Origin of the sequence: Flavobacterium polysaccharolyticum (genome assembly GCF_038739875.1) — a bacterium.
GTDB lineage: Bacteria > Bacteroidota > Bacteroidia > Flavobacteriales > Flavobacteriaceae > Flavobacterium > Flavobacterium polysaccharolyticum.
In genome coordinates this window covers 332,720-355,949 of record NZ_JBCGDP010000003.1, presented here as the reverse complement: position 1 = coordinate 355,949, position 23,230 = coordinate 332,720, and the positions used below count along the sequence as shown (strand labels likewise).

Genomic DNA, 23,230 nt, shown 5'->3' with positions numbered 1-23,230 from the left:
CAAAACTGAGAATGGTGCTCAAATCTATGCGGTTATTCGTTCGGTAACCGACACCTGTATTAAAAACGGTCAAAACATATTGGCCGCTTTTAAAACCATCGCTATATTAAAGGCTGAATAGTTACAAGTAGCAGAAACATTCGTAGGATATTTTTCCTGTTCAATCAACAGTTTTTCGAAAGGAAAAGACACTTCTATTTCATAGTATTTGTCTTCAATAATAGAATACCAGGACATAAAAAGTACATCTGCATCGAAAGGTAAATGGATCATTTCACTGAAAACGCTTTTTCCTGTATAGAAGTATCTATCGTTACTATCCATTTTGTTTAATTCAGATTCTGAATAGAAACAATTAGGCTTTTCTAATTTTATATCAGACATGGTATGTCTTGCTGTATTAACAAACTGTATCGTGTCAATAACAGTAAGTAATTCCCTGTCATGATGCACCGTAAGGTAAACTTTTATGTATGTTACTGCATTTGTTGTTTCTTTATAATAGTATCGGCTGTATTGAAAAACATAATATAAAACGGGAACTCCTAAAATAATTACTAACCACAGATAAAAATACATTTTATTGAAAACGTCTGTTTTTTGATATTTAACGAGCGCAAAAACTCCGTAATCCATAAACAAAAAGAAAGCTGTAACTAATGCAACCCGAATTAAAAAATCTAAGGTTATAGTTGTGGAAGACTTACCATAATAGTAGAAATAAAAATTTCCGAAAAATGAAATAATTATATTAAAAAGAACCGCAATGCTAATACCGAAAAAATAAAGCAATCCGTACGTAATGATAGAAAGCATAACGATTACTGCTATAGGAAAAGCGAATTCCGGACTAAAATACACTTCTTCGGTCTTTTTATAAAAACTGTAATTTTTTTTCATTTCAATTATTTGATTTCAGAATAATCATCCGGATTTTCAATTATAGGTTTTGGCATAGGTTCATAAGAACCCTGAATTTCAGTCTTTACTATTCCAGTTCTTTTGTTCACTTTGTATTTGCCAAAAGAATATTGATTATTACTATCAATAAAATAATCTTCTTCACCTTCGTAAATTGTATTTTCAAAATTAGCCGAAAAACTTCCGAAATTTTTCTTTATGAATGCAAGTGCCTTTTGGTCTACTTTGGTTTCAATATAAAATTCAGATTGAAACCAATCATCAAATGGGGAAACTTCATTAGTATTTAGATTGACCGTTATATCGTATGAAAAACGTTTTTCAGGATCGATGCCAAACGGAACATATCTTATAATTCTTCGAAATTTGACTAGTATTTCTTTACTGTTTCCCCATACTGTACTTTCAAAATTCTCAAAATTAATTACCAATGAAGGTTGCTTTTCTTTTAGAATATGAAGCGCTATTACAATGAGTTCTTGTTTTTGTTTTGACTTTAATTGTTCCATGGTATGTCCCATTTTTGTATGCTGAGCTAACGATGTAATGGCATTCAGAATTAAAATAAGGAAAACAAATACATGTATGTTTCTCCACAAAATACTCTTCATCTTCTCGGCTTTCTATTAAAATTATTTTTTTTAAGATTAACCTTATAATCTCATTTATAATGAACCTTCTTAATTTGTTTTGATTTTACTAATTACAACCGCAAAAATTAGAATAAGTATTATTTTGGTTTGTACTATTTATTCAAGCTTGAATCCATTTTAATAGACCAAACCATTCCATTATCTCGATTACGGTGATGATCTACATTTCCGAAAATTATAATTTCATTCAAATCTTCCAGATTACCACTTTGAGTATAGACTCCTTTTATATCCAAATAACATCCCTGAAACGATGGATTATCACTTATAGAAAGTTGCAGGTCACTTGTATTGCAATTCAAATATTGAATATTTGTAATAAAAACGCCTCTCGAGAAATGAACGTGAAGCAAGAATATTCCACTACCTTCCCCTATACGCAAAGTTTCTCCAATCAATAAACAATTGCTTACTGTTCCTGGAACGATGGCATGAATTTTATAGATTTCTGGAAAATCGTTTAAAATGTGACTGAAAGAAAGTAGGGTCCCGCCAGCCGTAACTCTTCCAAATAATGGGCTTTTCACAACTCTCTCAGTATAGGTATAATCGATACCTAAAAACCAAACACCATCATTAACTGTTATGTTATTTTGTGTTCTATAATAAGGAACTATTTTATTCAAAGACATCATCTTTTCTAGTCCAAAAGATCCCAATCCTTGATTCCAAAGCTGTTTTCCCTCTACCGAATATTTAGAAACCCCATGACTTTCTAGAATATAAAAACCTCCAGAATTTGAATCTAAAATCGAAGATGAAAAATAACTTTGCTCTAAAACGGGATTTTCTGTATCTGAAAAATCTTCTCCCTCTTTTGAAAGTTTAGTGTGCCAACTTTCTGGGTAAAAATCATCGTGTCCCCCCATTCGATGACATTTATACCAATTGCCTTTTATTATAATTGAGTGATTATTGCTCCTTTCAATTTTGGTGATTTCCGTGCTATATCCTTTGTCGAATATGCGGGATGTTATTAATTCATCTTCTTTGAATAAGGCTAGTTTTGCCCCCGAATTTAAATTCGAATAGTCACTTCCCAACCAATAACTACCATTCTCTAGTCCGTAAATACATTTCCATAAGGTGCCTTTTTCAAAAATGTCTTTATAAATAGCAACTATTTTAGCTCCTTTAAAACGAACTACAACTTGTTCAATTGACTGAAAATTTTCTGTTATCCAAATATTTAATAAAGCAATATAAATAGCATCTCTATCCGTAACCGATACAATTTCAACCTGATGCGGATTTCCGAATTTTGTTTTTAAATCAGTTATATGCAATAGTGTCGATGCCATTTGTACTTTTTTCAAAATTCGAGCTATTCCTTTTAAAAAAACTCACTATTTCTAATGATTTTCGCTGATTTCTAAAATAGTATCAAATTAATTTTTTGTATAATTTACACTATTAATTGTGTGCTTACCACTAATAAAATATTTCTTAGAGATGATAACTTATACGAATTAAAAGGTACTGCATACTAATCATTGTGAAGTGAAAATTATGCAGCTACCAATAAAAAATATTGTAATAATCTTCAGATCAAAAATTAATCTACAAGATTCACTGTAATATCCAATTCAGAAGGTAATAAAAGCTTTTCGGCATCTGGCGGCCAACTCAATATCTCAGTAAACCCAGGAGGATGTACTGATGTAAATTTATAAGCTCCTACAGGCAATTGTGATGAAAGCGTTTTGTTTAATGAAAATTTTATATCCGAACTCTCTCCTGGTTTTAATCCTCCACCCGGAATAGTCAGACTTATCAAACCAATATTAATTCCGTTTGAAATCATTGGGATTTTATTTTTGTATGTTGGGGCAAATGAAGTAATTAAATGGTTTCCTTGGTTGATAAATGTTCCTACAGCCCCAAAAAAATCTTTATTTTTAGCAATATTGTTTATCACTAAAGGATTTGCTACAAATTTAATTGGGTTCTTGACATCAACAATCACATCATATAGCGTTGCACCAGACAATGAAGCATCTTGAACTACCAAAGGAAAGCGTTTTGGATATTTGAAATCAACGGGTGTTCCAGCCACATATTCTCCAAAATGTTGAAGATTTGGAAGGGTAGTCAACAGGTGTGTACCCTTAAATGTAATCGTAGGGATAAGATTAGTAAGGTCTGTTCCAGGAGGTACAAATATAAAAATTTGTTTCCACCCTGATTCTGTTCCAATTTTTTCGGCTTCAATATCAGCAGTCAAAGCAGGGTTTTTACTTTTTTCAAACTTAAAACTGGTAATCTGTAAAATTTCAGGTTGTGGAGCAGCTTCTTTTATCACAAATACTTTATAATTGATGGCTACTTTTGGATTTTTTTTGGAACTAATGGTATAAATAATTGGATCTTTTTCCGAAAAAAGTTGTTTCGTTCCTATTTCAGGAAAGATATTAAACTTGCTGGAGTCAAAATTCACCTCTTTCAAACTCAATCCAGTATAAGATATTGAATAGGGAATTGTAATTCTAATTTCACCAAACTTGGTTTCTACACCCGCACTAATTTCAGGTTGGAGAATATCGATGCTTTTATAATCTAATTCAGATAATTTGAAGTCAGCAAGTTTCCCATTCTCGATAAGATCTTCTATTGAGGGAGGCAGCTGTGGATCCTCTACAGCATTGTTACTGCAGCTTGTTGTACATAATACAAAAAGAAGCAAACTTATACTAGCTGTAATTTTTAATAAAGTGTTCATTGTTTCGATTACATTAAAATTGATTATAGGTTAGTAATGTGCCAGATTTTTTAAAAAAATTATAATACTACAAAACTAAACTGTTGAAACACTAGCTGTGGAGTTGACCCAGAGCATACCTATGCTTTTAGTCGCACTCGCAAAGGCAGTTCTTACCTGTTAATCATTTAATCCCATAAACATCTAATTGTGAGTCTGTCAATTTTTCAACATACAACTTTTTGTCAGACAAAATTAATTTCCCATATCCCACGCCATCTTTATTATTATTGATTCCCAAAACTTTTGGCTCTTGGTTTACAATTTTTAAGTCTTTAGAATAGAGCTTATTACTGGATTCTAGTGTATAGTAAATAATATTATCCTTGATATCAAATCCTCTAATTTTACTTTCTTTTTCTTGCTTAGGAACTGTGTAAACAAGTGAAGATTCTTCTGATGGCTTATTTAAATCAAATTTTCGAATCTCATCAAAAGATGAAAAATACAAGAATTGACCTACCATTCTCAAATTTTCAGGTACAATGTAGTCACCTGTGGCGATTAATTGATGGGTAGTTGATGGATTAAATTCGTAAAAATTATTAAGAGCCGAATAGGCATCAATGCTTGATGTATAATATAATTTACCTGAATTTTTACACAATTGTGATCTAGAAGTTCCTCTGATAGGATAGGTAGCTTTTACTCCTTTAGAAATAGAGTTCAAATCGACTTGTTTGATATCGTCAGAAATAGTCCAACCATAAAGACCTTGATAATATAAATTGTTGCCAATTACTTTTAGTGTATAAGGCCAGTGTTCATCATCTTCAATTATAAACTCTGCTATGTTTGCATCTGAGTTAAGGTTAATTCTGTAAATACCGATTTTATGAATAAAATAAAGATATCCATTCTCAACATCAAGGTCATTAATTGTAGCAGGAGAACTTACTGAAGAAGAAAAGTCAATGGTTTTAATATAACTCTTTGGTTCCTCAGGCTTTGGTTCCTCAAGCTTTGGTAAATCTGAGTCGTCAGTTGTATTGCAACTGAATAATAAGAAAAACAAAGAAAGTAATGTTAATGCAGTCTTTTTCATAGTTGTACTATTTATTTTATTGTTGTTTTAGCTTAATTTGTAATGTTCGCAGTAATATTCATTTTAGCAGGTTTAACTAAATCGTTTATCGCATCGTGTCCGGTAAATTTTGTATAAAAAACAGCTGTAGTTTTGTATGTGCCAACTGGTAAATTACCTATAACTCGAACACTTACGTTATCACTTTGATTAGGTAAACTACTTCCAATAAAAAACATATTCGAAGTGATAAGGTTTGAGGTTGTATTTGGTATTAAATTTTCATAGGTAGTCCCTGATTGAAGGTTTAATTTATGGTTTCCCACATTTTTCCAAGTGGTAATTCCTGCAATAAATGTAGAAGAACTTGAGGCTGTTATATTAGTTGTAATAGCTGCATTTGCAAATTCTACAGGGTCTTTCACATCAACAAATACATCAACCCATTTTAACCTGTTATTTACATTGTCTCTTAAAACAATTATAAAACTTTTTGGGTAAGCAAAATCAAAACTGGTTGGTACAATTGGATATGGAGTATTCACATCTGAGAGCGGGATGGAAGAGTCTTGGGTATAGAATACTTCTTCTGCATCAAATGTAGCAGTTGGTACTAAACTTGAAAAATTAGTCCCTTTAGGTACAAATAGATAAATGACTTGTCTACTATTCGCATCGTTAAAACGTCTTTCAATAGTTACATCATTAGGCAATTGCGGATTTTTACTTTTTTCAAATTTAAAATCAACGACTGTTAATGTAGATGGTGTTGGTGTTACTTCTTTTTTAATATTTACTGTGTAATGTAATAATTCTTGCGAATTATCCAACACATTTACAATAGTATGTACGTGACTTTGCGTTTCGTAATTCAGTAATTTACTGTTGCCTGGCAGTATGGCAAATTTGCTTAGGTTTAATTCATTTGATGTAATGGAAGAAGCAATTCCGTTCAAAGAAACAGTGTTGGGTACAACAATATCAATCTTCCCAAATACCGTTTCTTTATTATTTACAATACTGGGTTGTGTAATATTGATTGAAACGGGAGTAATGCCAAATAATCGGAAGTTATTCAGTTTAGCATCTTCAAGATTAATTGAATTTTGATTCGGATTCGGATTGACACTATCATCTTTGCTACAACCTGTAAAGATTGTAGTAATTGTCAGAAGGATTAGAGCAGTTATTGTTCTTGTTTTTATCATTTTATTAGATATTAATTTACTGTTCGTTGTTCTTTTTTCTGTTAGCGATTTTTAGCTTTTTGAATACAATAAGCGGTTATTTTCTGAATTTGATTATTATCATAAAACTCATATACATGACAAGCTGAAACAAATGAAACTCGTTGGTTGTCTCTTTAATAGGCAAACTTTAAACTAAGTTATTTTTTTATAAATTTAGTTGTATGACCTTCTTCTAATTCCATAAAATACACTCCATTAGTCAGGCTTTGAACATCTATTTTTTCATTATTAGAAACAGTGCCATTAGACACTTTAGCTCCCGAAATACTAAATATATTATAGCTTACTGTTTGTGATAAACCAGAAACAGAGATAAAATCTTTAGTTGGATTGGGAAATACTAGTATGCTCTTGTCTAATAAATAAGACTTTGTACTTAAAACGGGATTAAAAGAAGAAAAATCTTCCCAGATATAGGCTTTTTTATAGTCATCAACGTTACCTGGAGAAGAAACATTTAACGCAACATTTTTTAAATTAATATTTAAAAAAACAGTGTTATCTATAATTAAAGGACTTGCCCAGCCAACATTTACAGACTTCAATGCTGTACAATTATTAAAAGCAAAATTGCCAATACTTGTAACCGAATCTGGAATACTTACAGACGTTAATCCTGTGCAATTAGAAAAAGTATCATTACCAATACTTGTAACCGAATTTGGAATACTTACAGACGTCAGGCCAGTACAATTATAAAAAGCAGAAAAATCAATTCTCGTAACCGAATTTGGAATACTTACAGACGTTAACCCTGAACAATAAGCAAAAGCAGAAGGACCAATACTTTTAACCGAATTCGGAATATTTACAGACGTTAACCCTGTACAATAAGCAAAAACAGAAGGACCAATACTTTTAACCGAATTCGGAATATTTACAGACGTTAACCCTGTACAATAAGCAAAAGTTAAAATACCAATTTCTGTAAGAGAATTTGAAATATTTACAGATGTTAATCTTGTACAATTAGTAAAAACAGAATCGCTAATACTTGTAACCGAATTTGGAATACTCAAAGACGTTAATCCTTGACAATAAGCAAAAGCGCCCTGATCAATACTTGTAACCGAATTAGGAATACTTAGAGACGTTAATCCTGTACAGTAAGCAAAAGCGCCAGCACTAATACTTGTAACCGAATTAGGAATACTTAGAGACGTTAATCCTGTACAGTAAGCAAAAGCGCCAGCACTAATACTTGTAACCGAATTTGGAATACTTAAAGACGTCAGACCAGTACAATCATTAAAAGCATAATATCCAATACTTGTAACCGAATTTGGAATGCTTACAGACGTTAATCCTTTGCACTTATAAAAAGCAAAATCGCCAATACTTGTAACCGAATTTGGAATACTTACAGACGTTAATCCTGTACAATTAGAAAAAGTGTCATTACCAATACTTGTAACAGTATACTGAATACCCGCATTAGTAATAGTACTGGGAATATTTAAAATCCCTGTTGGCTTAGAATCGTATCCGCTTATACTTGCAGTTGATCCAGATAATATAGTATATTTTAAGTTGTTGACTGTAAAGGTTTGTGCACTAGCTAAAGTAGTCATTAGTATTACTAGTAAACTTAATAACTTAAAGGGGACTTTTTTTTTCATAAAATGGATGTTATTTTTTTTAAAATTACAAGTCTTATATCCTAAAAAAATCATTATGAATAGTGATTTTTTACTTTTCATAGTTAACTTTTTTAACTTGAATTATTTTTCTTGTACCTTCTATTGTAAAGGTTTAGTTTTTAGATTTTCCCGGCACTTTCTGCCATTCGTTTTGTCGGTTTAATAGTTAATTCATTCAACAGAATATCACAACTACTGAATCAACAACGTATTATCCTATCCATGTATTAATTATTGAAGTAAAACCCATTTGGTCGCACACCTACAGTTAATTCTTTTTGCAAAGTTCCAGTTAAATTATACACATAAGCTTTACTGTCTAACTTATAATCTCCACCATCTGCCAAATAAATACGATTATTATTAACAGCAAATCCATAAAAAGCCTCTGTAGGAGCTGTTACAATTGGTGTAGTTGAAGCCTGTGTCACATTAGTATTTATCGCGTAAACCGAATTTTTTACAGTGTAGTAAATTTTATCGTCATAAATATCCATAAAGCTAGCTTCGCCTAAAGCTTCAGGGAATGTGATTCTAGAAATAGTATTGTCTGATATTTTTACTTTTACTATTTTGTTTTTGCTTTTTTGGAAATAATTGTTTGTTAAAATATATATAATTCCATCTTTTTCCTCCATAGAAAGTGCATCAGTATATGCTTCGGATGTAATTACTATTGGCGTTTCTAAAGATTTTGTGGCAATATCTACAACAAATAACAATAAATTTAAATTGTCATTATTGTTTATAAACTCCGTCATATATAATTTACCATCCTTTTCAATAATTCTGTCTGCTGATGCATTCAAATCAATTTTAGATTCATATTTATTTGTGGCTAAATCGATAACAGCAATATAATCATCTGTATCATCATTATCCCAAGCGCCTCCCCAGCCAACATATTTATTAGAATTGATCACATAAGCCTTACCATCTTTTACTACTCCATATCTAGGTTGTTTAAGACCTGTGTCAATTTTAGCTATTAATTTAAATGTATATCTATTAACAACAGTTATAACATCTGATGCTCCGGCAATAATATAAGCATTGTCGCCGTTAAAAAAGATACTTGTAGCATCCTTTCCAAGCAAATCACTTCCATTTTCTGCAGTATAAGCATCTTTTGTAAAAACCCCAAAATCATTACTAGAGAATGATACTGTTCCCTGACCTGCACCTCCTTCATTTAGGATGAAAAATCCATTGGAATAATCTCCATTTGCGGTGTTTTTTTTGTTATCAACTTCATTTTTAACGTCATTTTCAACTTCATTTGAACACGAGATAAATAACGAAATACCAAACGCTATTAAAATTAAATTGCTGATTTTCATAATATTAAAATTTTTAAGTTAAGTACATATTGAAATTTCGACCTGATATAGGTCTGTTTTTTGGGCTTTCATAATTTTCATTGAAAACATTTAAGACCTGAAAGTCTAGTTTAAAAGAATCTAAGAGCTTAAAATCATAATCGATTCCTTGATTGGAAACGGTATAATCATTTACGATTTCATCTGGTTTATTATCAGCTCTGTTGTAAACAAAACGATTATGTAAAAATTGATGACAAGATGTTGTTCTATTTCTGTAATAAGAAACTGAGGCAGTAACCTTATCATAAGGAACAAAAAAAAGCTGGTTTCCAGTTGCTAAATCTTCAGACACTGTGTCGTTTTTAATCATGGTTCCTTTTTTCTACTGTTTCCATAAACAATGAATATTGTTTTTTCAAAATTACAAGTATTAAATTGTAAAAAAATCATTATAAATAGTGATTTTTTATTTTACATATTTAGCTTATAAACAGAAAGCTTTTTAGTAGAGCCTTTGATAATTTTAAATGAGCGCTTAAAAACCAATGTTTTATAGAGTTTCAGGATTCTTTTTTATGTAAAGACTACCGCTTTGGTTAGTCAAGTTTCAGTTTTCTAATTGTAACACCAATCACAATTAGCCAAACAATCCAAAGTGTACTACCCAAAAAACCTGCCATGCCTACCACTGGAATAGTAAGTATCACTGTTGCAAAAAGTTCTGTTTGTGCAAGTAGATAAATAATTGATGCAATATAGCCCAGCCAAATTGTCCATTTAGGGAAAAGTTGGGTTTGGGCAAAAGCCGATGTCATCATTATTGTCCAGGCAATGGTAAATAATTGCCCAATATGTTCCCCTAAAACGACACCACCGTATTGATGAACAACTTGAAAAGCGACTTTGCTGGCTTCTTTTGTCATTTCGTTTCCTGTAACAAAATTGTTGGCTAAAACGGGTACTACAAAAGTCCAACGCAATAAGCCAATCATTTGTATGAATAGACCAATAATGCCTAGAGTAGTTGCCCAACGGATAAAATAAAATTTCGTTTCTAATTTTTGTCCAATTAAAACAACAGCTTCTAAAAGTGGTAATCCTAAAATGGCAAAAGCCCACCAAGTCCATACTAACCGATTGCCACCTTCGTGAAATTTTATCAAAATGATCCCTGTTTCTTGTCGAAGAATATTGGGATAATCAAAAATTATGGTCAAAAACGTGTAGGCGACAAGTACACCTATTGCACCAACAATGAATAAAATACCAATTGTCTTTTCAGTTTTCATAGCTCATTAGAATTGGAATGAATAACTAATACTTGGTGTAGGATTTATTTTTAGGTCTTCGCCTTGTGCGGTAAGGGCAATGACACCCAGACGGAGATTGAGCCCTTTCCAAACATACCAACGAAAGCCTGTTTCAACCGCAAAGGCATCTTTGTCGTTATAATCCCTTGTTAATCCACGCAAGTAAGAAGCCCCAGCATAAAATGAAGAGGGTATTTCGTTATGACCAACAGGTAAAAACCAATAGGTTACACCTGTTTTTAAAAATTCGGTTGTAACGCCGCTTGTAAAATTGGTTACATAATACCCTCCGTGAACAGATAAATGGTTTTGTTGGTATTCCAAACCAATGGATGGATTTCTAAAACCATTAATGCTAATTTGATGCTTAGGGAATTTACCTTGAGCGAAGGCCATACTTGTTAGAAAAAGTATTGAAGGTAAAAGAAGATTTTTTTGCATAACGTAAATTGTTTTTGATTACGTTGCAAAGGTCATTCAAACTTGAACCAACCAACAGGACAAATGTCTAAAAGTGATTTGCTGTTAAATTTTATTTCGTAATCGGCTTAAATGCCTTGGTGTGATCCCCAATATTGATGCAATATATTGTAAGGGTACTTGTTGTAATAATTCAGGTTCTTCTTTGAGTAATTTTTCATAACGCTGTTCAGCCGTCAATATAATAAGATCAAACTTTGATGTATCAATACAGTATATTTGCCATTCCATAAGTTGGATGTAAAAGTCTTTAAATTTTGGAATTTGATTTTGCAATGCTACTACATCTGTTTTGTCAATAAGCCAAAGTTTTGCAGGTGTTAAAGCTCTTATACTTTCTCTTGCTGGCGATTCGGTCAGATAAGTTAAAAGTGAAGTAACAAACGTATTTGGTAAAGAAATATAGGTGGTTCTTTCTTCGCCTTGTTCGGTGACAGAAAAGTATTGAAACAACCCCGTTTCAATAAAACCCATTTGCAAAGAAGTTTTGCCTTCTTCCACAAAACAGTCGCCTTTGTCAAACAATTTTGGTTGGAAGCAACCGGTGATTTTATCAGTTGCTATAGTGTCAAAACCAACGCTCCGAAAATACATTTTTAATTTTTCCATATACTGTTTTGTGTCACTCTAAAATAACCTATAATGTTGGGATACTATCACGAGTTTGGGACTAAAATAAGATTTATTTTTCGGTTATCGCTAAATTTCCAAATACAAAACTATTTTCAAATTAAGTCAAATCAATAACCTAAATCTATCTTTACGATAATCTCAAATGTACTTCGAAGTTTAACTTTACGGGTAAGAAGGCTTATGTTGAAAAGCGATTTTAAAAAAACAGACTTTAAACTTCTCCAAAAAAAGAGGTGCAATAGTCTCTTGAAATTCTTATGACACATTCAACTAATAAAAACAACTTTGACAAAACGTTTTTACTTGTTTGTTACATTTTACAAACGATTTTATGTGCAATTTGCATCTACTAATAATGGATGACTATTATTACATTCGGCCAAAAAAACGCTCCAAAAAGGTTTTGAAAAAAGTGATTTCGAGTGTTTTCTTCTTTTGTTTCTATAGTTCTTTATAAATCAAATTGGATTGTACCTTGAATAAATGCTAATAAAGCTGGTAGTACATTTAGTTCAATTAATTCAAAAAATAAGTTGCAAATTCTTCTAATTCAGGGTTTGATTGTGAATAATCCAAAAACCAGTTCCTAATTTTTGAATTTCTTCTTCGGATAATGTATGAATGGCTTTTTGCAATTCTTTTGAAAAAAGAAAGGAGTCAAAACTCACTTTTTCTAGTATTTGTATGGAATACTCTAGCATAATGATATTGAATTGAGGTTTAGCATTTGACTTTTTTAAGTTTCAAAGCCACATACAAACTAATTGAAGCCAAAATAATCCAAAATACATCTACAAAAAATAATTGAAATTCATTATTATAGGTGGTCCAAAACCATTTTCCTGTAACAATCCCGTTAGCAATTGGGACTAGAAAACCAAGGATACTTCCTGAAAGCAAGCAATATTTATTGGTAAAAGCATCGTTTCTTTTCACGATAAAAAGCACAGCCAGCAAGAGCCATCCCACAAAATAAGTGATATAAATTCCGGATTGTCCCAGCGGATAAAATAGTTTGCAAACTATAAAAGTCAGTGCAGTTATAGGATACATACTCAAACAAATAGCTAAATAAATGCGAACCACTCTGCGATTGAAACGCCTTTTGTTTTCGGGAACACCTTTTTTGTCACGAGCAACCAGCCAAATCTTAACCCCCGAAATAATGACAAAACAAGTAATAAGTCCCAAAATAAAGCTAACGATTTTTAAGACATAACCACCATAATTACCAAAATGGATGCGATACAAAATACTTTTTAAAACATTTATATAAGTAGTTTGGGTGTAAGGATTTTTTTCTTTGACAATTTTGCCTGTTGCTACATTAAATATTAATTTGCCATTGCCACTAAATTTTTGATTGTCATTTAGTTTTCCTTCAGCAATGAGGTGCATATTGACATCGCCAAAATTTTCAATTTTTATGGATGTCAATTCATAATTTTCCCATTTGTTTTTAGCTTTGGTGACTAATTCATTAATAGGATAAGGTGTTTTTAATGCTCTATTTTTATATTCATAAGGAGCTGAATTATACTCTAAATCTTTATAGAGTTTATCTTGATCTCCATTGTATAATGTATTGACAACTGGGACAAGGAGAACTAATTTAATCATAAAAAAAGCACCTGTTACAGCATATATAAACTGAAATGGCAAACCTAAAACGCCTAGTGAAGTATGTGCATCGGTCCATATTGTTTTTAATTTTTCGTTTGGGCGAAAGAGATAAAAGTTAGATACAATTTTTTGCCAGTGCAATAAAATTCCAGTTACTATGGCAAACAAAAAAAATAAAGCCACAAAGCCCGAAAGGTAATACCCAATAGGATAAGGAATTTGTGTTAAAAAATGGAGACGATATAAGAATTCTCCTAATGAATAAGAGTCTTCATAAGTTGCTATTTTAAATGTTTGGGTATCTAATATAAAGTACTCACTTTTTTTTTCTTTTTGAGGAGCCAAACTGTCTTTCGAGGCTTCTAGCGAAACATTTAATTTTCTTGAATTGTCAGTTGAGTTCAATGAAATTGTGCGAGCGTGTAAAGGATGTTTTTTGCTGATGGAATCTAGTATTGCTTCGGTATTTACATTGATTTCTTTATGAAGCAGTACCGATTGATTGCGCTCCCAATTATTGATTTCTTCTTTGAAAAAGGAAAAAGATCCAGCAAAGAAAATCACAAAAAGTACCACACTTATCACAATACCGCTCACAGTATGTGTGTGAAAATAGATGTTATAGTTTCTGTTGTTCATCGTTATTTAGTTGTAGGGTTATAGGTTTGACCTAGATAAAGAGTTAAAGCAAAAATCAAGGTTAGTAATAGATAAATACCCCATATCTTGAAGCCATTTTTACCTAAAAACGCGACTACCATCAAAGCGACCCAAAGGATAGAACTGCTAAAAGCCATTGTCATAATAATAGCAGCTTTATTAAACCAAGCCGCAAGAGCCAAATGAAAACTTATAGAAACAAGATAGCCGCCCAATATTGCGGCGGATATTTTTAGAAAACGCTGTCCTTTAGATCGCGTTAAATATTTAGGATTGGCAGGCATAGTAATAAAGTAAAAAGTTATTTAAGAATAATACATTTCTAAAATTTCTAATACAATAAATAGGAATAAAAGGTTTATTAGCGGTATTATTTTTAGCGGTTTTAAAATAACAATTAAGCTTGCAATGGTCATTAAGGTGACAATAAAAAATAATGATCCAGATACCAAGCCCATAGTGTTAATCCATAAAAAATAAGCTACTAAAAGCAAACACAATCCCGTTATTTTGGTACCAATTGGATTGATACGCATCCATTTTTCAAAGGCGAACTTGTAAGTTAAATTGACTCGTTTTGAAGTGTAATACAGCATATAGAATGCTAAAAATAGCGTGCAGAAAGCAATTGTTATCATCTTAAAATTATTTTACGCCAATAAAATAAGTTGCCATTTTCCAAACTTCGTCGTATTTTTTTGCGTTGTGTTCGCCAGATTTTTTTTCTGTATAGGTAAATTCTACCATATAGTTTCCAGACCAAATAGGGGTAAAGGATATTTCTCCATTTATGTTAGTCCATAATTCTTTTTCCCAACCGTTTGGAGCGATGACTTTTACTTTTTGTTCCTTGGCAATTTTACCTTCGTATAATGCATTTACCGTTATTTTAGTGTCTTTTTTTGCGTTTTTTATTTCTTTAGAAAACAAGCTGATGATGTTTGGATTGACGGTTGCATCGTTTCCTTTTGAATCGTTACTAACTACAACTGTTGCGCTAGAATTATAGTCTAATTTCATTGTTCCGTAAACATCTTTTACGGTGTGGTGCATTGCTATGGTGTAAACGCCTTCTTCATCTGGAGTAAACAAGGCTTGGTATTTATCTTCCAAAGCTTTTGCAGTCAAATTGATTTCTTTTTTAGAAGGAGAAATCAAGATTAGCGAAAATTCTTTAATGTCTGAAAACCATTTGGCTGTTTTGGTAATATCATTATCCGCAAATTCTCCAAAATAGACATTGATGGTTTGGGATTTTCCTTTGGTTCCTGTTGCTTTAGTTTCAATCCAAAGGGCGTGTGCAAATGTTGAAGCACTAAATAATAATGTTAGTGCTAGGAATGGGAATGATACTTTTTTTAATACGTTTTTCATGCTTTTTTTTATGAGGTTTTTATTTTTAAGTTAATGTTAGTTTTAAACATATAAAACTCCTCACAGAAATGAGGAGCTTTAACTAAATTAGATACAATTCTGAAACTAAATTTTATATGTTATTCCAGCCAATAAACTTCTCGGTCTTTGAGGAGTAATGGTTGACCAACCTGCATAGTATTTTTCATTTAAGAGGTTGTTTAATTTAAGAGAGAAATTAAATTTAGTACTGTTGTAAGAAAGTACAGAATTTAATACTGTATAACTAGGTAATGCGAACGTACCGATATTGGAACGATTTAATGTTTTGTATTCGCTAGCATGATTCCCTCCAAATCCAATTCCAAATCCTTTAAGACTTCCTGAGATGAAGTTGTAATTTGCCCATAGGTTGATTAAAGTTTCAGGACCTGCTTCCTCTGGCCTTAAGCCTAAATAACCAGCATTAGGAGTTTCTTTGGTAACTTCACTTTTGTTATTACTGAAACCAGCTATTATGTTTAATCCTTTTGCAGGATTTGCTGTAAGGCTAATTTCAAAACCTTTACTAAATACAGCTCCACCTTGTATAGAGTTGTTAATATTATTTGGATCTGTAATCAACTTGTCTTTTACATCAATGTCGTAATAACTTACAGTAGCTGAAATAATATCTTTGTATAAGTTGGTTTTTAACCCAATTTCAAATTGATTTGCATGTTCTGGATCAAAAGATTGTAAACGAGGATTACTTCCGTCAATATTAGAGACTTGTTTAGGCATTATATTGGTAAATCCATTCATATAGTTGCTGAAAACTGAAACTTTGTTTTGAATCAATTGATATACTAAACCAAATTTAGGAGAAACAGCAGTTTGGTCATTTGATTCATCAGCTGTGCCCGATTTGAAATTATCGATTCTTAAACTCACCATTGCCGAAAAACGATCTGTAATATTAAGTACATTTGATGCGTAGGCACTGATAACTTCGGTTTCAGCGGTACTGTTTCCTGTGTAAGTGCCTTTTAATAAATTGTCAACTCCAGCTTCAGTTAAGTCTCCAGTATCAGTTTGATCTTTTAGAGAAACAATTCCATTAGCTACCCAACCTGAACTGCCGCTTTGAATATTGGATTTAAAATAATCAACACCAGCGACTAGTCTATTTCTTAAACTTCCGATTTTGAAATCGCCAATAAAGTTTTGTTGAATGTCAGTTGTATTAGTTTGACCATTTCCTTTTGAAATGAATCTTCCAAAATGATCTCCATCACCTCCATCCCAAAGGTAGGAGTAGTAACCAAAGGTTTTAGTATGGCTTCTAGATAAAACTGTTTGTGAGGTCCATTGGTCTGACAATTTGTAAAACATTTGCGTTTGCATATTGAACGAAGGATTACTTATTACCAAATCATTAGAGTTGTATGATTTCTTATAGTTTTGCTCGAACAAATCCATAGAATTGAAAGAAAGCTTAACATTTCTATTCAAAAAAATCATTGGAGCATTTACTGAATTTTTGCTACTGAATTCAGTGTTTACTAAAAATGAAAGACGATCATTTACTTTATAACTCAAAGATGGAGCTAAGAAAAATGATTTGCTAAATCCTGAATCCTGGAATGAGTTCTCATTTTGATAAGCTGCATTAAATCTGAAAGCAACATCTTCATTTATTGGGGTATTGACATCAGCAGTAATTCTATCCAATCCGTAAGTTCCAGAGGTATAGTTTATTTCACCACCAAAAGTGTTATGTGGTTTTTTAGTTACGATATTAATCAAACCTCCATAAGAAATTAAGCTACTGCCAAAAAGTGTTCCAGAAGGGCCTTTTATTACTTCAATATTATCAATATTAATAGGATCCGTTGCGGTATTAGTAACAGCTGGTACCCCATTAACCATAGTTGGTTGTACAGCAAAACCTCTCATGCTATAATATTCTGCACCGTCTCCACCTCGACCTGTTGATTCCCAAAGACGAGTAATTCCTGTTGCGTTTTTAAGCGCATCGTTAAGATTTGTAACAACTTGTTCTTTCAACAATTCACTTGTTACGGTATTATAAACCTGTGGATTTTCGATATTGTTTAAAGGCATTTTAGAAACAGTAGTACTCTTTTCCCTTTTGTACTTGTATTTATTATTGATTTCTATTTCTTTCAATTGACTAACGCTGTCTTTTTTGATTTCTTGGCCAAAACATGTTATCGAAAATAGAACTGCGGTTGATAGTATAATTTTGCTTTTCATTTTTATTTAGTTTAATTAAAAATAACTACGCAAATATAAAAATTTAGAAATGTTTACCTGAGTCTTATTTAGAATATTTTTAAATAAAGGTAAATTTTGCGAAATATATCTTATTTTAAGATTAAAAGATTTTTTAGGAAAATAAATTAACTTTTTTTATAAATACTTTTTTTAAGAGTCAATTGTATTTCTATATAAATTTAAAAACAACTAATTTTATAAGAGTCGTGATGAAACAACTATTTAAAGCAACTAGCCCTTGCAATTAAAGAATACAAAAAAAACAGCAGTATTTTAAATCGGAGGATTAAGAAATGAAACTAATATTGGAGTAATTTAAAATGACTTTGTATATTGTAGAACACTTACAATAGATATCTTATTTATTTTAAAAGTAGCAAAATAGCTTCTGCCGAAAATTTTGTTTGTGTAATTTATGGTATGGTATCCTAAAACGAATACTGGCTCAAGAAAATCAATTAGCAATTACACTCTATGAAACCGATAAGAATTTTGTGGAATTTGGGGACTAAAAAAAATAAAGGCTCTTCGTTATGATTAGTAGAAAATCATTTTTCGATAGTTATCAAATTCGCTAAATCTACCAAATCTGTGGGATGCATTCTAAAACCACTTCCTGTAGATTTGGGAAACTTTTTTTGATGTTTTAATACAAAATGCCTTTTTGAATACCACTGTTTTAGACGAAGAACCAAAATAAAATTCTTACTTTTCTTTCTTTCTATTTCACCGCAACAATTGTATAGTCAAATTCAGAGTTTAAATATTTTTTTAGCAACAAAATTAAAATCATAGCTAAAAACTAAAATTTTAGTACTAAAATTAGAAACGTACGAGTGTAAATCAGAACAAAAAAAGTACTTGTATCAAACCAAGCAGAAACGTTTATATAAACTTCCTGCTTGGTTTTAGAAAGAACTTTGAAAACAAGGACTCAAAATATTTCAGGATTAGGCGCTATTAATAGTGTTAGGATTATATACTTTATGAGATGCAAAAACACTATTCGATTTCATTAAACCAATAAGCTTTCCTTTAGCCTATCCGTAGAGATTTTTTATCTCCGACATAACAAAGGTACTTTGGGTACTCCCAATGCTTTCAACGGATCCCAATTTATTAAACACAAAATCCTGATAATGCTTCATGTCTTTGGCATAAACTTTCATTAAAAAATCGTAATCACCTGATATATTGTAGCATTCCACAACTTCTTCTATTTTCATAATATCACTAACAAACTGATTCCCAATAGTACGATCGTGTTGTTTAAGTTTGATATTACAAAAAACGATGAATCCCCTGTTTAATTTTTCTGCATCCAGCAGGGCTATATATTTTTTAATATAACCGTTGTTTTCTAACCTTTTAATACGCTCAAAAACTGGCGATGCCGAAAGATTTACCATTTTTGCCAGTTCTTTTACCGTGTATTTAGAATTATCGTGAAGTATATTTAGTAACTTAAGATCAATATCGTCTATCTGCTCCATAGAATATTTTATTTAAAAAGGTTGAATTAATTTACAAAAAAGAATAATAATCTTCAAATGTAATAAAAAACAATACAGAAACCGTTTTTTGATTAAGTTGAAGATTTAATGATCTACAAAACTTATTTTTGTAGTATAAAAATCTAAAAATAAAAATTAAGAACACATTGAAGAAATTATTAGAAGTATTACGTAAAGCAGGTTTCGACGGTTTCCTGTTAATGATAGGAACCATGATCCTGTTGGCTTATTTTTTGCCAAAGCCAGGCATGATTAAAGAACCTGTTTCGCTGGAGGATATTGCCAATGTAGGCGTATCGTTTATTTTCTTGTTTTATGGTTTGCGACTGAGTGTTGAGAAACTTAAAGCCGGGCTGGCTAACTGGAAAATGCACATTGTCGTTCAGTTGACAACCTTTTTGTTTTTTCCGCTCATTGTTTTGGCATTTCGTCCGTTGTTTATCGACACTGACTTCGAGTTGCTTTGGTTAGGGGTGTTTTTTCTGGCAGCTTTACCATCGACAGTTTCCTCTTCTGTGGTTATGGTTTCTATCGCCAAAGGCAACATTCCCGCAGCCATTTTTAATGCGAGCATTTCCAGTTTGATTGGAGTAGTCGTTACTCCGCTTTGGGTTGGGCTGTTCATAGCTTCTGCAACAGGCGATTTTGATGTTACTGATGTTTTTTTTAAATTGATTTTTCAAGTCTTGTTGCCTGTCATTGTTGGCATCTGCCTCAACTCCCGTTTTGGAGCCATTGCTGAAAAATATAAGAAACAGCTCAAATATTTTGATCAGGCAGTCATTCTTACCATCATTTATACGTCGTTTTGTAAGTCATTTTCCGAACATCTTTTCGAAGGTTTCACTGCACTTGAACTTGCTGGACTCGCCACAGGGATGATGGTTTTGTTTTTTACTGTATTTCTTTGTGTGGGACTAGTCAGTCGTTTGCTTGGTTTTTCAGATGAAGATCGTATTACGGTCTTATTTTGCGGATCTAAAAAGTCTTTGGTACACGGCACCGTCATGTCAAAAGTACTCTTTCAGCACAGTACCATTACCGGCATCGTATTGTTGCCGCTTATGATTTATCACGCCTTGCAATTGATTGCCGCTAGTATCATTGCTCAAGGTATGGCTCGACGAAAAGAAGTATAATTTAGTTTTTTATAGCTTAATTCTAAAAAGGACAGTCTTTTGTGAGTTATACTGCGTGAGGGCAATGTCATTAAGTTAAGGGGAAAAAGAAAAAATAGCACGCAGATTCATCAGATTTTCACTCGTTTTTCTGCATAAATCTGCGAAATCTGCGTGAAAACAAAAAGAGCAATTACTTAACTTAATGACATTGTGCGTGAGGGATTGCTTCGCCAGTTCGCTATCGCTCGTGTGCAGTGGAGCTCTTTTTTTGCTGGGCATTTTTCTTGCCCAGCAAAAAAAAGCGGGAACGTATAGCCCGACCCGAGGCTTTTTCTGCCGAGGGACACGCCCAAATCAAATGCTGTAAATTTTGGAATATAGTATTGGAACTACATCCCAAATTCTTTGCGTATAATTGTTGCTCCTGCGCTTAAAGCATTTAACTTGCCTCTAGCTACGTTTCGAGCTAACGGAGCCATACCGCAGTTTGTAGAAGGGTAAAGATTTTCAATATTTACAAACTCCAGCGCTTTGCGTAGTGTATCAGCTACTTCTTCGGGTGTTTCAATAGTATTGGTTGCCACATCAATGGCACCAACCATTACTTTTTTACCACGAACAAGTTCCATTAAATTATAAGGTACATTTGAGTTATGACATTCTAATGACACAATATCAATTTTAGATTTTTGAATTTTCGGAAAAATTTCTTCGTATTGACGCCACTCTGAACCCAAGGTCTTTTTCCAATCAGTATTGGCTTGTATTCCGTAACCGTAACAAATATGTATAGCAGTTTCGCACTTTAAACCTTCAATGGCTCTTTCCAATACTGCCATTCCCCAATCGTTTACTTCATCAAAGAACACATTAAATGCAGGTTCATCAAACTGGATAATATCTACCCCTGCATCTTGCAGTTCTCTTGCTTCTTCATTGAGCGCTTTTGCAAATTCCCACGCCAGTTTTTCTCGGCTTTTGTAATGGTCATCGTATAAGGTATCTACCATTGTCATCGGACCAGGCAATGCCCATTTTATAGGCTTATTAGTCTGTTTACGTAAAAATTTAGCATCATCAACAAAAACTGATTGTTGACGAGCCACTTCACCTACAACAACAGGAACACTTGCATCATAACGGTCACGGATTTTTACAATTTTACGATTTTCAAAATCTACACCGCTTAAATGCTCGATAAAAGTCGTCACAAAATGCTGACGTGTTTGTTCACCATCACTGATTATATCAACCCCAGCCAATTGTTGTTCTTGCAAAGAAATGCGCAAAGCATCTTGTTTCCCTTCAAGCAGCTGATCGCCATCTAATTTCCAAGGTGACCAAAGTTTTTCAGGTGGTGCAAGCCATGCAGGTTTGGGTAAACTTCCAACAATTGAGGTGGGTAATACTAATTTATTCATAGTAAAATAATTTTAATGTGTTGTTATATTAATTAAAGAGTGAAATTGGCAGACCATTGTTCCAGAAGACTTTTGTAAGGGGTAATGAAATGCTCTTCAGCATATTTACCCTGTTCAACTGCCAATTGGCTGCGCTCTTCGCGGTCATAAACCACGCGAGTCAGTGAATAATCTTCGTGTTTAAGACTAGGTTGATAGATTTTTCCAGCCACTGAATTTGCATTGTAAATTTCAGGACGATAAATCTTCTGGAAAGTCTCCATCGTGCTGATGGAGCTGATTAGTCCAAGATCCGTATAATCAGCAAGTAGATCTCCGGAATGATAAAAAGCCATGGGTGCCACACTATTCGGAGGCATAAAAAAACGAACTTTTAAGCCCATTTTTGAGAAATATTCATCAGTGAGTGAATACTGATCCTGCAAATATTCATAACCCAGAACCGGATGCTGATACGCAGTGCGAGTATACCTTTTGTTGCTCGATACACTTAGACAAATGATCGGTGACATCTTAAAGTACTCTTTATAAGTGGCTGAATTCACAAAGCACTTATAAAGTTTTCCGTGCAAATCACCAAAATTTTCAGGAATACAAAAATTAGATTTATTTTTATTGTGATCGATCAATAAAATACTGAAATCATAATCACGAACATAAGAGGAGAAATTATTTCCGGCAATACCTTCGATACGCTGGTTGGTCTTGCGGTCAAAAATATTCGTTTTTAAAACTTCAATCATCGGCACCTTGTCAATTATATTCTTATCATCAATATGCATCGTTACTGTAATGATTTCAAGCTCTACAAGGTAACGATCCCCTTTTGGGTTATCCAAATAAGCCAAGGCATTGAATCGATTGTTAATCATGTTTATGGCGTTACGTAAGTTTTGTTGGCGATTAGCTCCTCTAGCCAAGTTTGCAAAATTGGTTGTCAGACGAGTTTTACTTGATGGGTTATAGTTTTCATCTAAACAAGTGCGCTGCAATGTAAATGCAAAATCATTCTTGATTGTATTTTCAGTATTTTCAATATCTTGCTTTTTGTTTAATCTTAAATCTTCTTGTATGTTCGCTTTCATCCGATAACAATATTTAGTTTTTTTACCTTGCAAAGTTTGAAATAAAAGATGAATAATTTTTGTTTGTGTCAAAAATCAGATAATTATTCTTTTTTAGTGTATTCTTTAAGATAATTGGTCTTTTTGAAAATATAATAATGAGAAAAACAGATAATTATTCTTTAGAGAACATAGCTATGATT

The 23,230-nt window shown here is 32.5% G+C and carries 22 protein-coding genes; 1 reads left to right on the top strand and 21 read right to left on the bottom strand.

Annotated elements, in window-relative coordinates; all coding sequences use genetic code 11:
- Positions 1 to 69: 69 nt before the first annotated feature.
- From WFZ86_RS05070 to WFZ86_RS04980, 19 genes are all read right to left on the bottom strand, one after another.
- Positions 70 to 900: a hypothetical protein gene (locus tag WFZ86_RS05070; protein ID WP_342690926.1), complete on the bottom strand. Its 831-nt coding sequence runs from the start codon at positions 898 to 900 to the stop codon at positions 70 to 72.
- 5 nt (positions 901 to 905) lie between these two features.
- On the bottom strand, positions 906 to 1,532 hold the full coding sequence (locus WFZ86_RS05065) for a hypothetical protein (RefSeq protein WP_342690925.1): 627 nt from the start codon (positions 1,530 to 1,532) through the stop codon (positions 906 to 908).
- A 134-nt stretch (positions 1,533 to 1,666) separates the two neighbouring features.
- The gene (locus tag WFZ86_RS05060; protein WP_342690924.1) at positions 1,667 to 2,875 is read right to left on the bottom strand and encodes a hypothetical protein; all 1,209 of its coding nucleotides are present in this window, start codon (positions 2,873 to 2,875) and stop codon (positions 1,667 to 1,669) included.
- A gap of 254 nt (positions 2,876 to 3,129) precedes the next feature.
- Positions 3,130 to 4,293, bottom strand: coding sequence for a hypothetical protein (locus WFZ86_RS05055; protein WP_342690923.1), 1,164 nt, complete (start codon positions 4,291 to 4,293; stop codon positions 3,130 to 3,132).
- A gap of 163 nt (positions 4,294 to 4,456) precedes the next feature.
- A complete protein-coding gene (locus WFZ86_RS05050; protein WP_342690922.1) occupies positions 4,457 to 5,377 on the bottom strand; it encodes a hypothetical protein in 921 nt (306 codons plus the stop codon).
- Positions 5,378 to 5,409: 32 nt separating this feature from the next.
- A complete protein-coding gene (locus WFZ86_RS05045) occupies positions 5,410 to 6,564 on the bottom strand; it encodes a hypothetical protein (protein WP_342690921.1) in 1,155 nt (384 codons plus the stop codon).
- A gap of 179 nt (positions 6,565 to 6,743) precedes the next feature.
- Entirely contained in the window at positions 6,744 to 8,225 is a 1,482-nt protein-coding gene (locus tag WFZ86_RS05040) for a leucine-rich repeat domain-containing protein (RefSeq protein ID WP_342690920.1), read from the bottom strand.
- A gap of 248 nt (positions 8,226 to 8,473) precedes the next feature.
- Positions 8,474 to 9,586 carry a YncE family protein gene (locus tag WFZ86_RS05035; RefSeq protein WP_342690919.1) on the bottom strand — a complete coding sequence of 371 codons (1,113 nt, stop codon included), beginning with the start codon at positions 9,584 to 9,586 and terminating at the stop codon, positions 8,474 to 8,476.
- 13 nt (positions 9,587 to 9,599) lie between these two features.
- Positions 9,600 to 9,938 (bottom strand): hypothetical protein, encoded by a 339-nt coding sequence (locus WFZ86_RS05030; RefSeq protein WP_342690918.1) that lies wholly within the window; start codon positions 9,936 to 9,938, stop codon positions 9,600 to 9,602.
- 226 nt (positions 9,939 to 10,164) lie between these two features.
- Positions 10,165 to 10,857, bottom strand: coding sequence for a DUF4386 domain-containing protein (locus tag WFZ86_RS05025; RefSeq protein ID WP_342690917.1), 693 nt, complete (start codon positions 10,855 to 10,857; stop codon positions 10,165 to 10,167).
- A gap of 6 nt (positions 10,858 to 10,863) precedes the next feature.
- On the bottom strand, positions 10,864 to 11,319 hold the full coding sequence (locus WFZ86_RS05020) for a hypothetical protein (RefSeq protein ID WP_110305247.1): 456 nt from the start codon (positions 11,317 to 11,319) through the stop codon (positions 10,864 to 10,866).
- Between the two features lie 84 nt (positions 11,320 to 11,403).
- A complete protein-coding gene (locus tag WFZ86_RS05015; RefSeq protein ID WP_342690916.1) occupies positions 11,404 to 11,967 on the bottom strand; it encodes a Crp/Fnr family transcriptional regulator in 564 nt (187 codons plus the stop codon).
- A 569-nt stretch (positions 11,968 to 12,536) separates the two neighbouring features.
- Positions 12,537 to 12,692, bottom strand: coding sequence for a hypothetical protein (locus WFZ86_RS05010; RefSeq protein WP_342690915.1), 156 nt, complete (start codon positions 12,690 to 12,692; stop codon positions 12,537 to 12,539).
- A 19-nt stretch (positions 12,693 to 12,711) separates the two neighbouring features.
- Positions 12,712 to 14,253: a PepSY-associated TM helix domain-containing protein gene (locus WFZ86_RS05005; RefSeq protein WP_342690914.1), complete on the bottom strand. Its 1,542-nt coding sequence runs from the start codon at positions 14,251 to 14,253 to the stop codon at positions 12,712 to 12,714.
- 2 nt (positions 14,254 to 14,255) lie between these two features.
- Positions 14,256 to 14,558: a hypothetical protein gene (locus WFZ86_RS05000; protein ID WP_342690913.1), complete on the bottom strand. Its 303-nt coding sequence runs from the start codon at positions 14,556 to 14,558 to the stop codon at positions 14,256 to 14,258.
- A gap of 21 nt (positions 14,559 to 14,579) precedes the next feature.
- Positions 14,580 to 14,912, bottom strand: a complete 333-nt coding sequence (locus tag WFZ86_RS04995; RefSeq protein ID WP_342690912.1) for a hypothetical protein — start codon at positions 14,910 to 14,912, stop codon at positions 14,580 to 14,582.
- Positions 14,913 to 14,919: 7 nt separating this feature from the next.
- Positions 14,920 to 15,648, bottom strand: coding sequence for a DUF4198 domain-containing protein (locus tag WFZ86_RS04990; RefSeq protein WP_342690911.1), 729 nt, complete (start codon positions 15,646 to 15,648; stop codon positions 14,920 to 14,922).
- A 105-nt stretch (positions 15,649 to 15,753) separates the two neighbouring features.
- Positions 15,754 to 17,886 carry a TonB-dependent siderophore receptor gene (locus WFZ86_RS04985; RefSeq protein WP_342690910.1) on the bottom strand — a complete coding sequence of 711 codons (2,133 nt, stop codon included), beginning with the start codon at positions 17,884 to 17,886 and terminating at the stop codon, positions 15,754 to 15,756.
- A 1,061-nt stretch (positions 17,887 to 18,947) separates the two neighbouring features.
- The gene (locus tag WFZ86_RS04980) at positions 18,948 to 19,400 is read right to left on the bottom strand and encodes an Lrp/AsnC family transcriptional regulator (protein WP_342690909.1); all 453 of its coding nucleotides are present in this window, start codon (positions 19,398 to 19,400) and stop codon (positions 18,948 to 18,950) included.
- 167 nt (positions 19,401 to 19,567) lie between these two features.
- Here WFZ86_RS04980 and WFZ86_RS04975 point away from each other — a divergent pair, with 167 nt between their 5' ends.
- Complete coding sequence (locus WFZ86_RS04975) at positions 19,568 to 20,560, top strand: bile acid:sodium symporter family protein (protein ID WP_342690908.1); 993 nt, start codon at positions 19,568 to 19,570, stop codon at positions 20,558 to 20,560.
- Between the two features lie 371 nt (positions 20,561 to 20,931).
- Here the strand turns inward: WFZ86_RS04975 and WFZ86_RS04970 are convergent, their stop codons facing one another.
- Positions 20,932 to 21,963 carry a methionine synthase gene (locus tag WFZ86_RS04970; protein WP_342690907.1) on the bottom strand — a complete coding sequence of 344 codons (1,032 nt, stop codon included), beginning with the start codon at positions 21,961 to 21,963 and terminating at the stop codon, positions 20,932 to 20,934.
- A 32-nt stretch (positions 21,964 to 21,995) separates the two neighbouring features.
- The gene (locus WFZ86_RS04965) at positions 21,996 to 23,048 is read right to left on the bottom strand and encodes a DUF1852 domain-containing protein (protein ID WP_342690906.1); all 1,053 of its coding nucleotides are present in this window, start codon (positions 23,046 to 23,048) and stop codon (positions 21,996 to 21,998) included.
- Between the last annotated feature and the right edge of the window lie 182 nt (positions 23,049 to 23,230).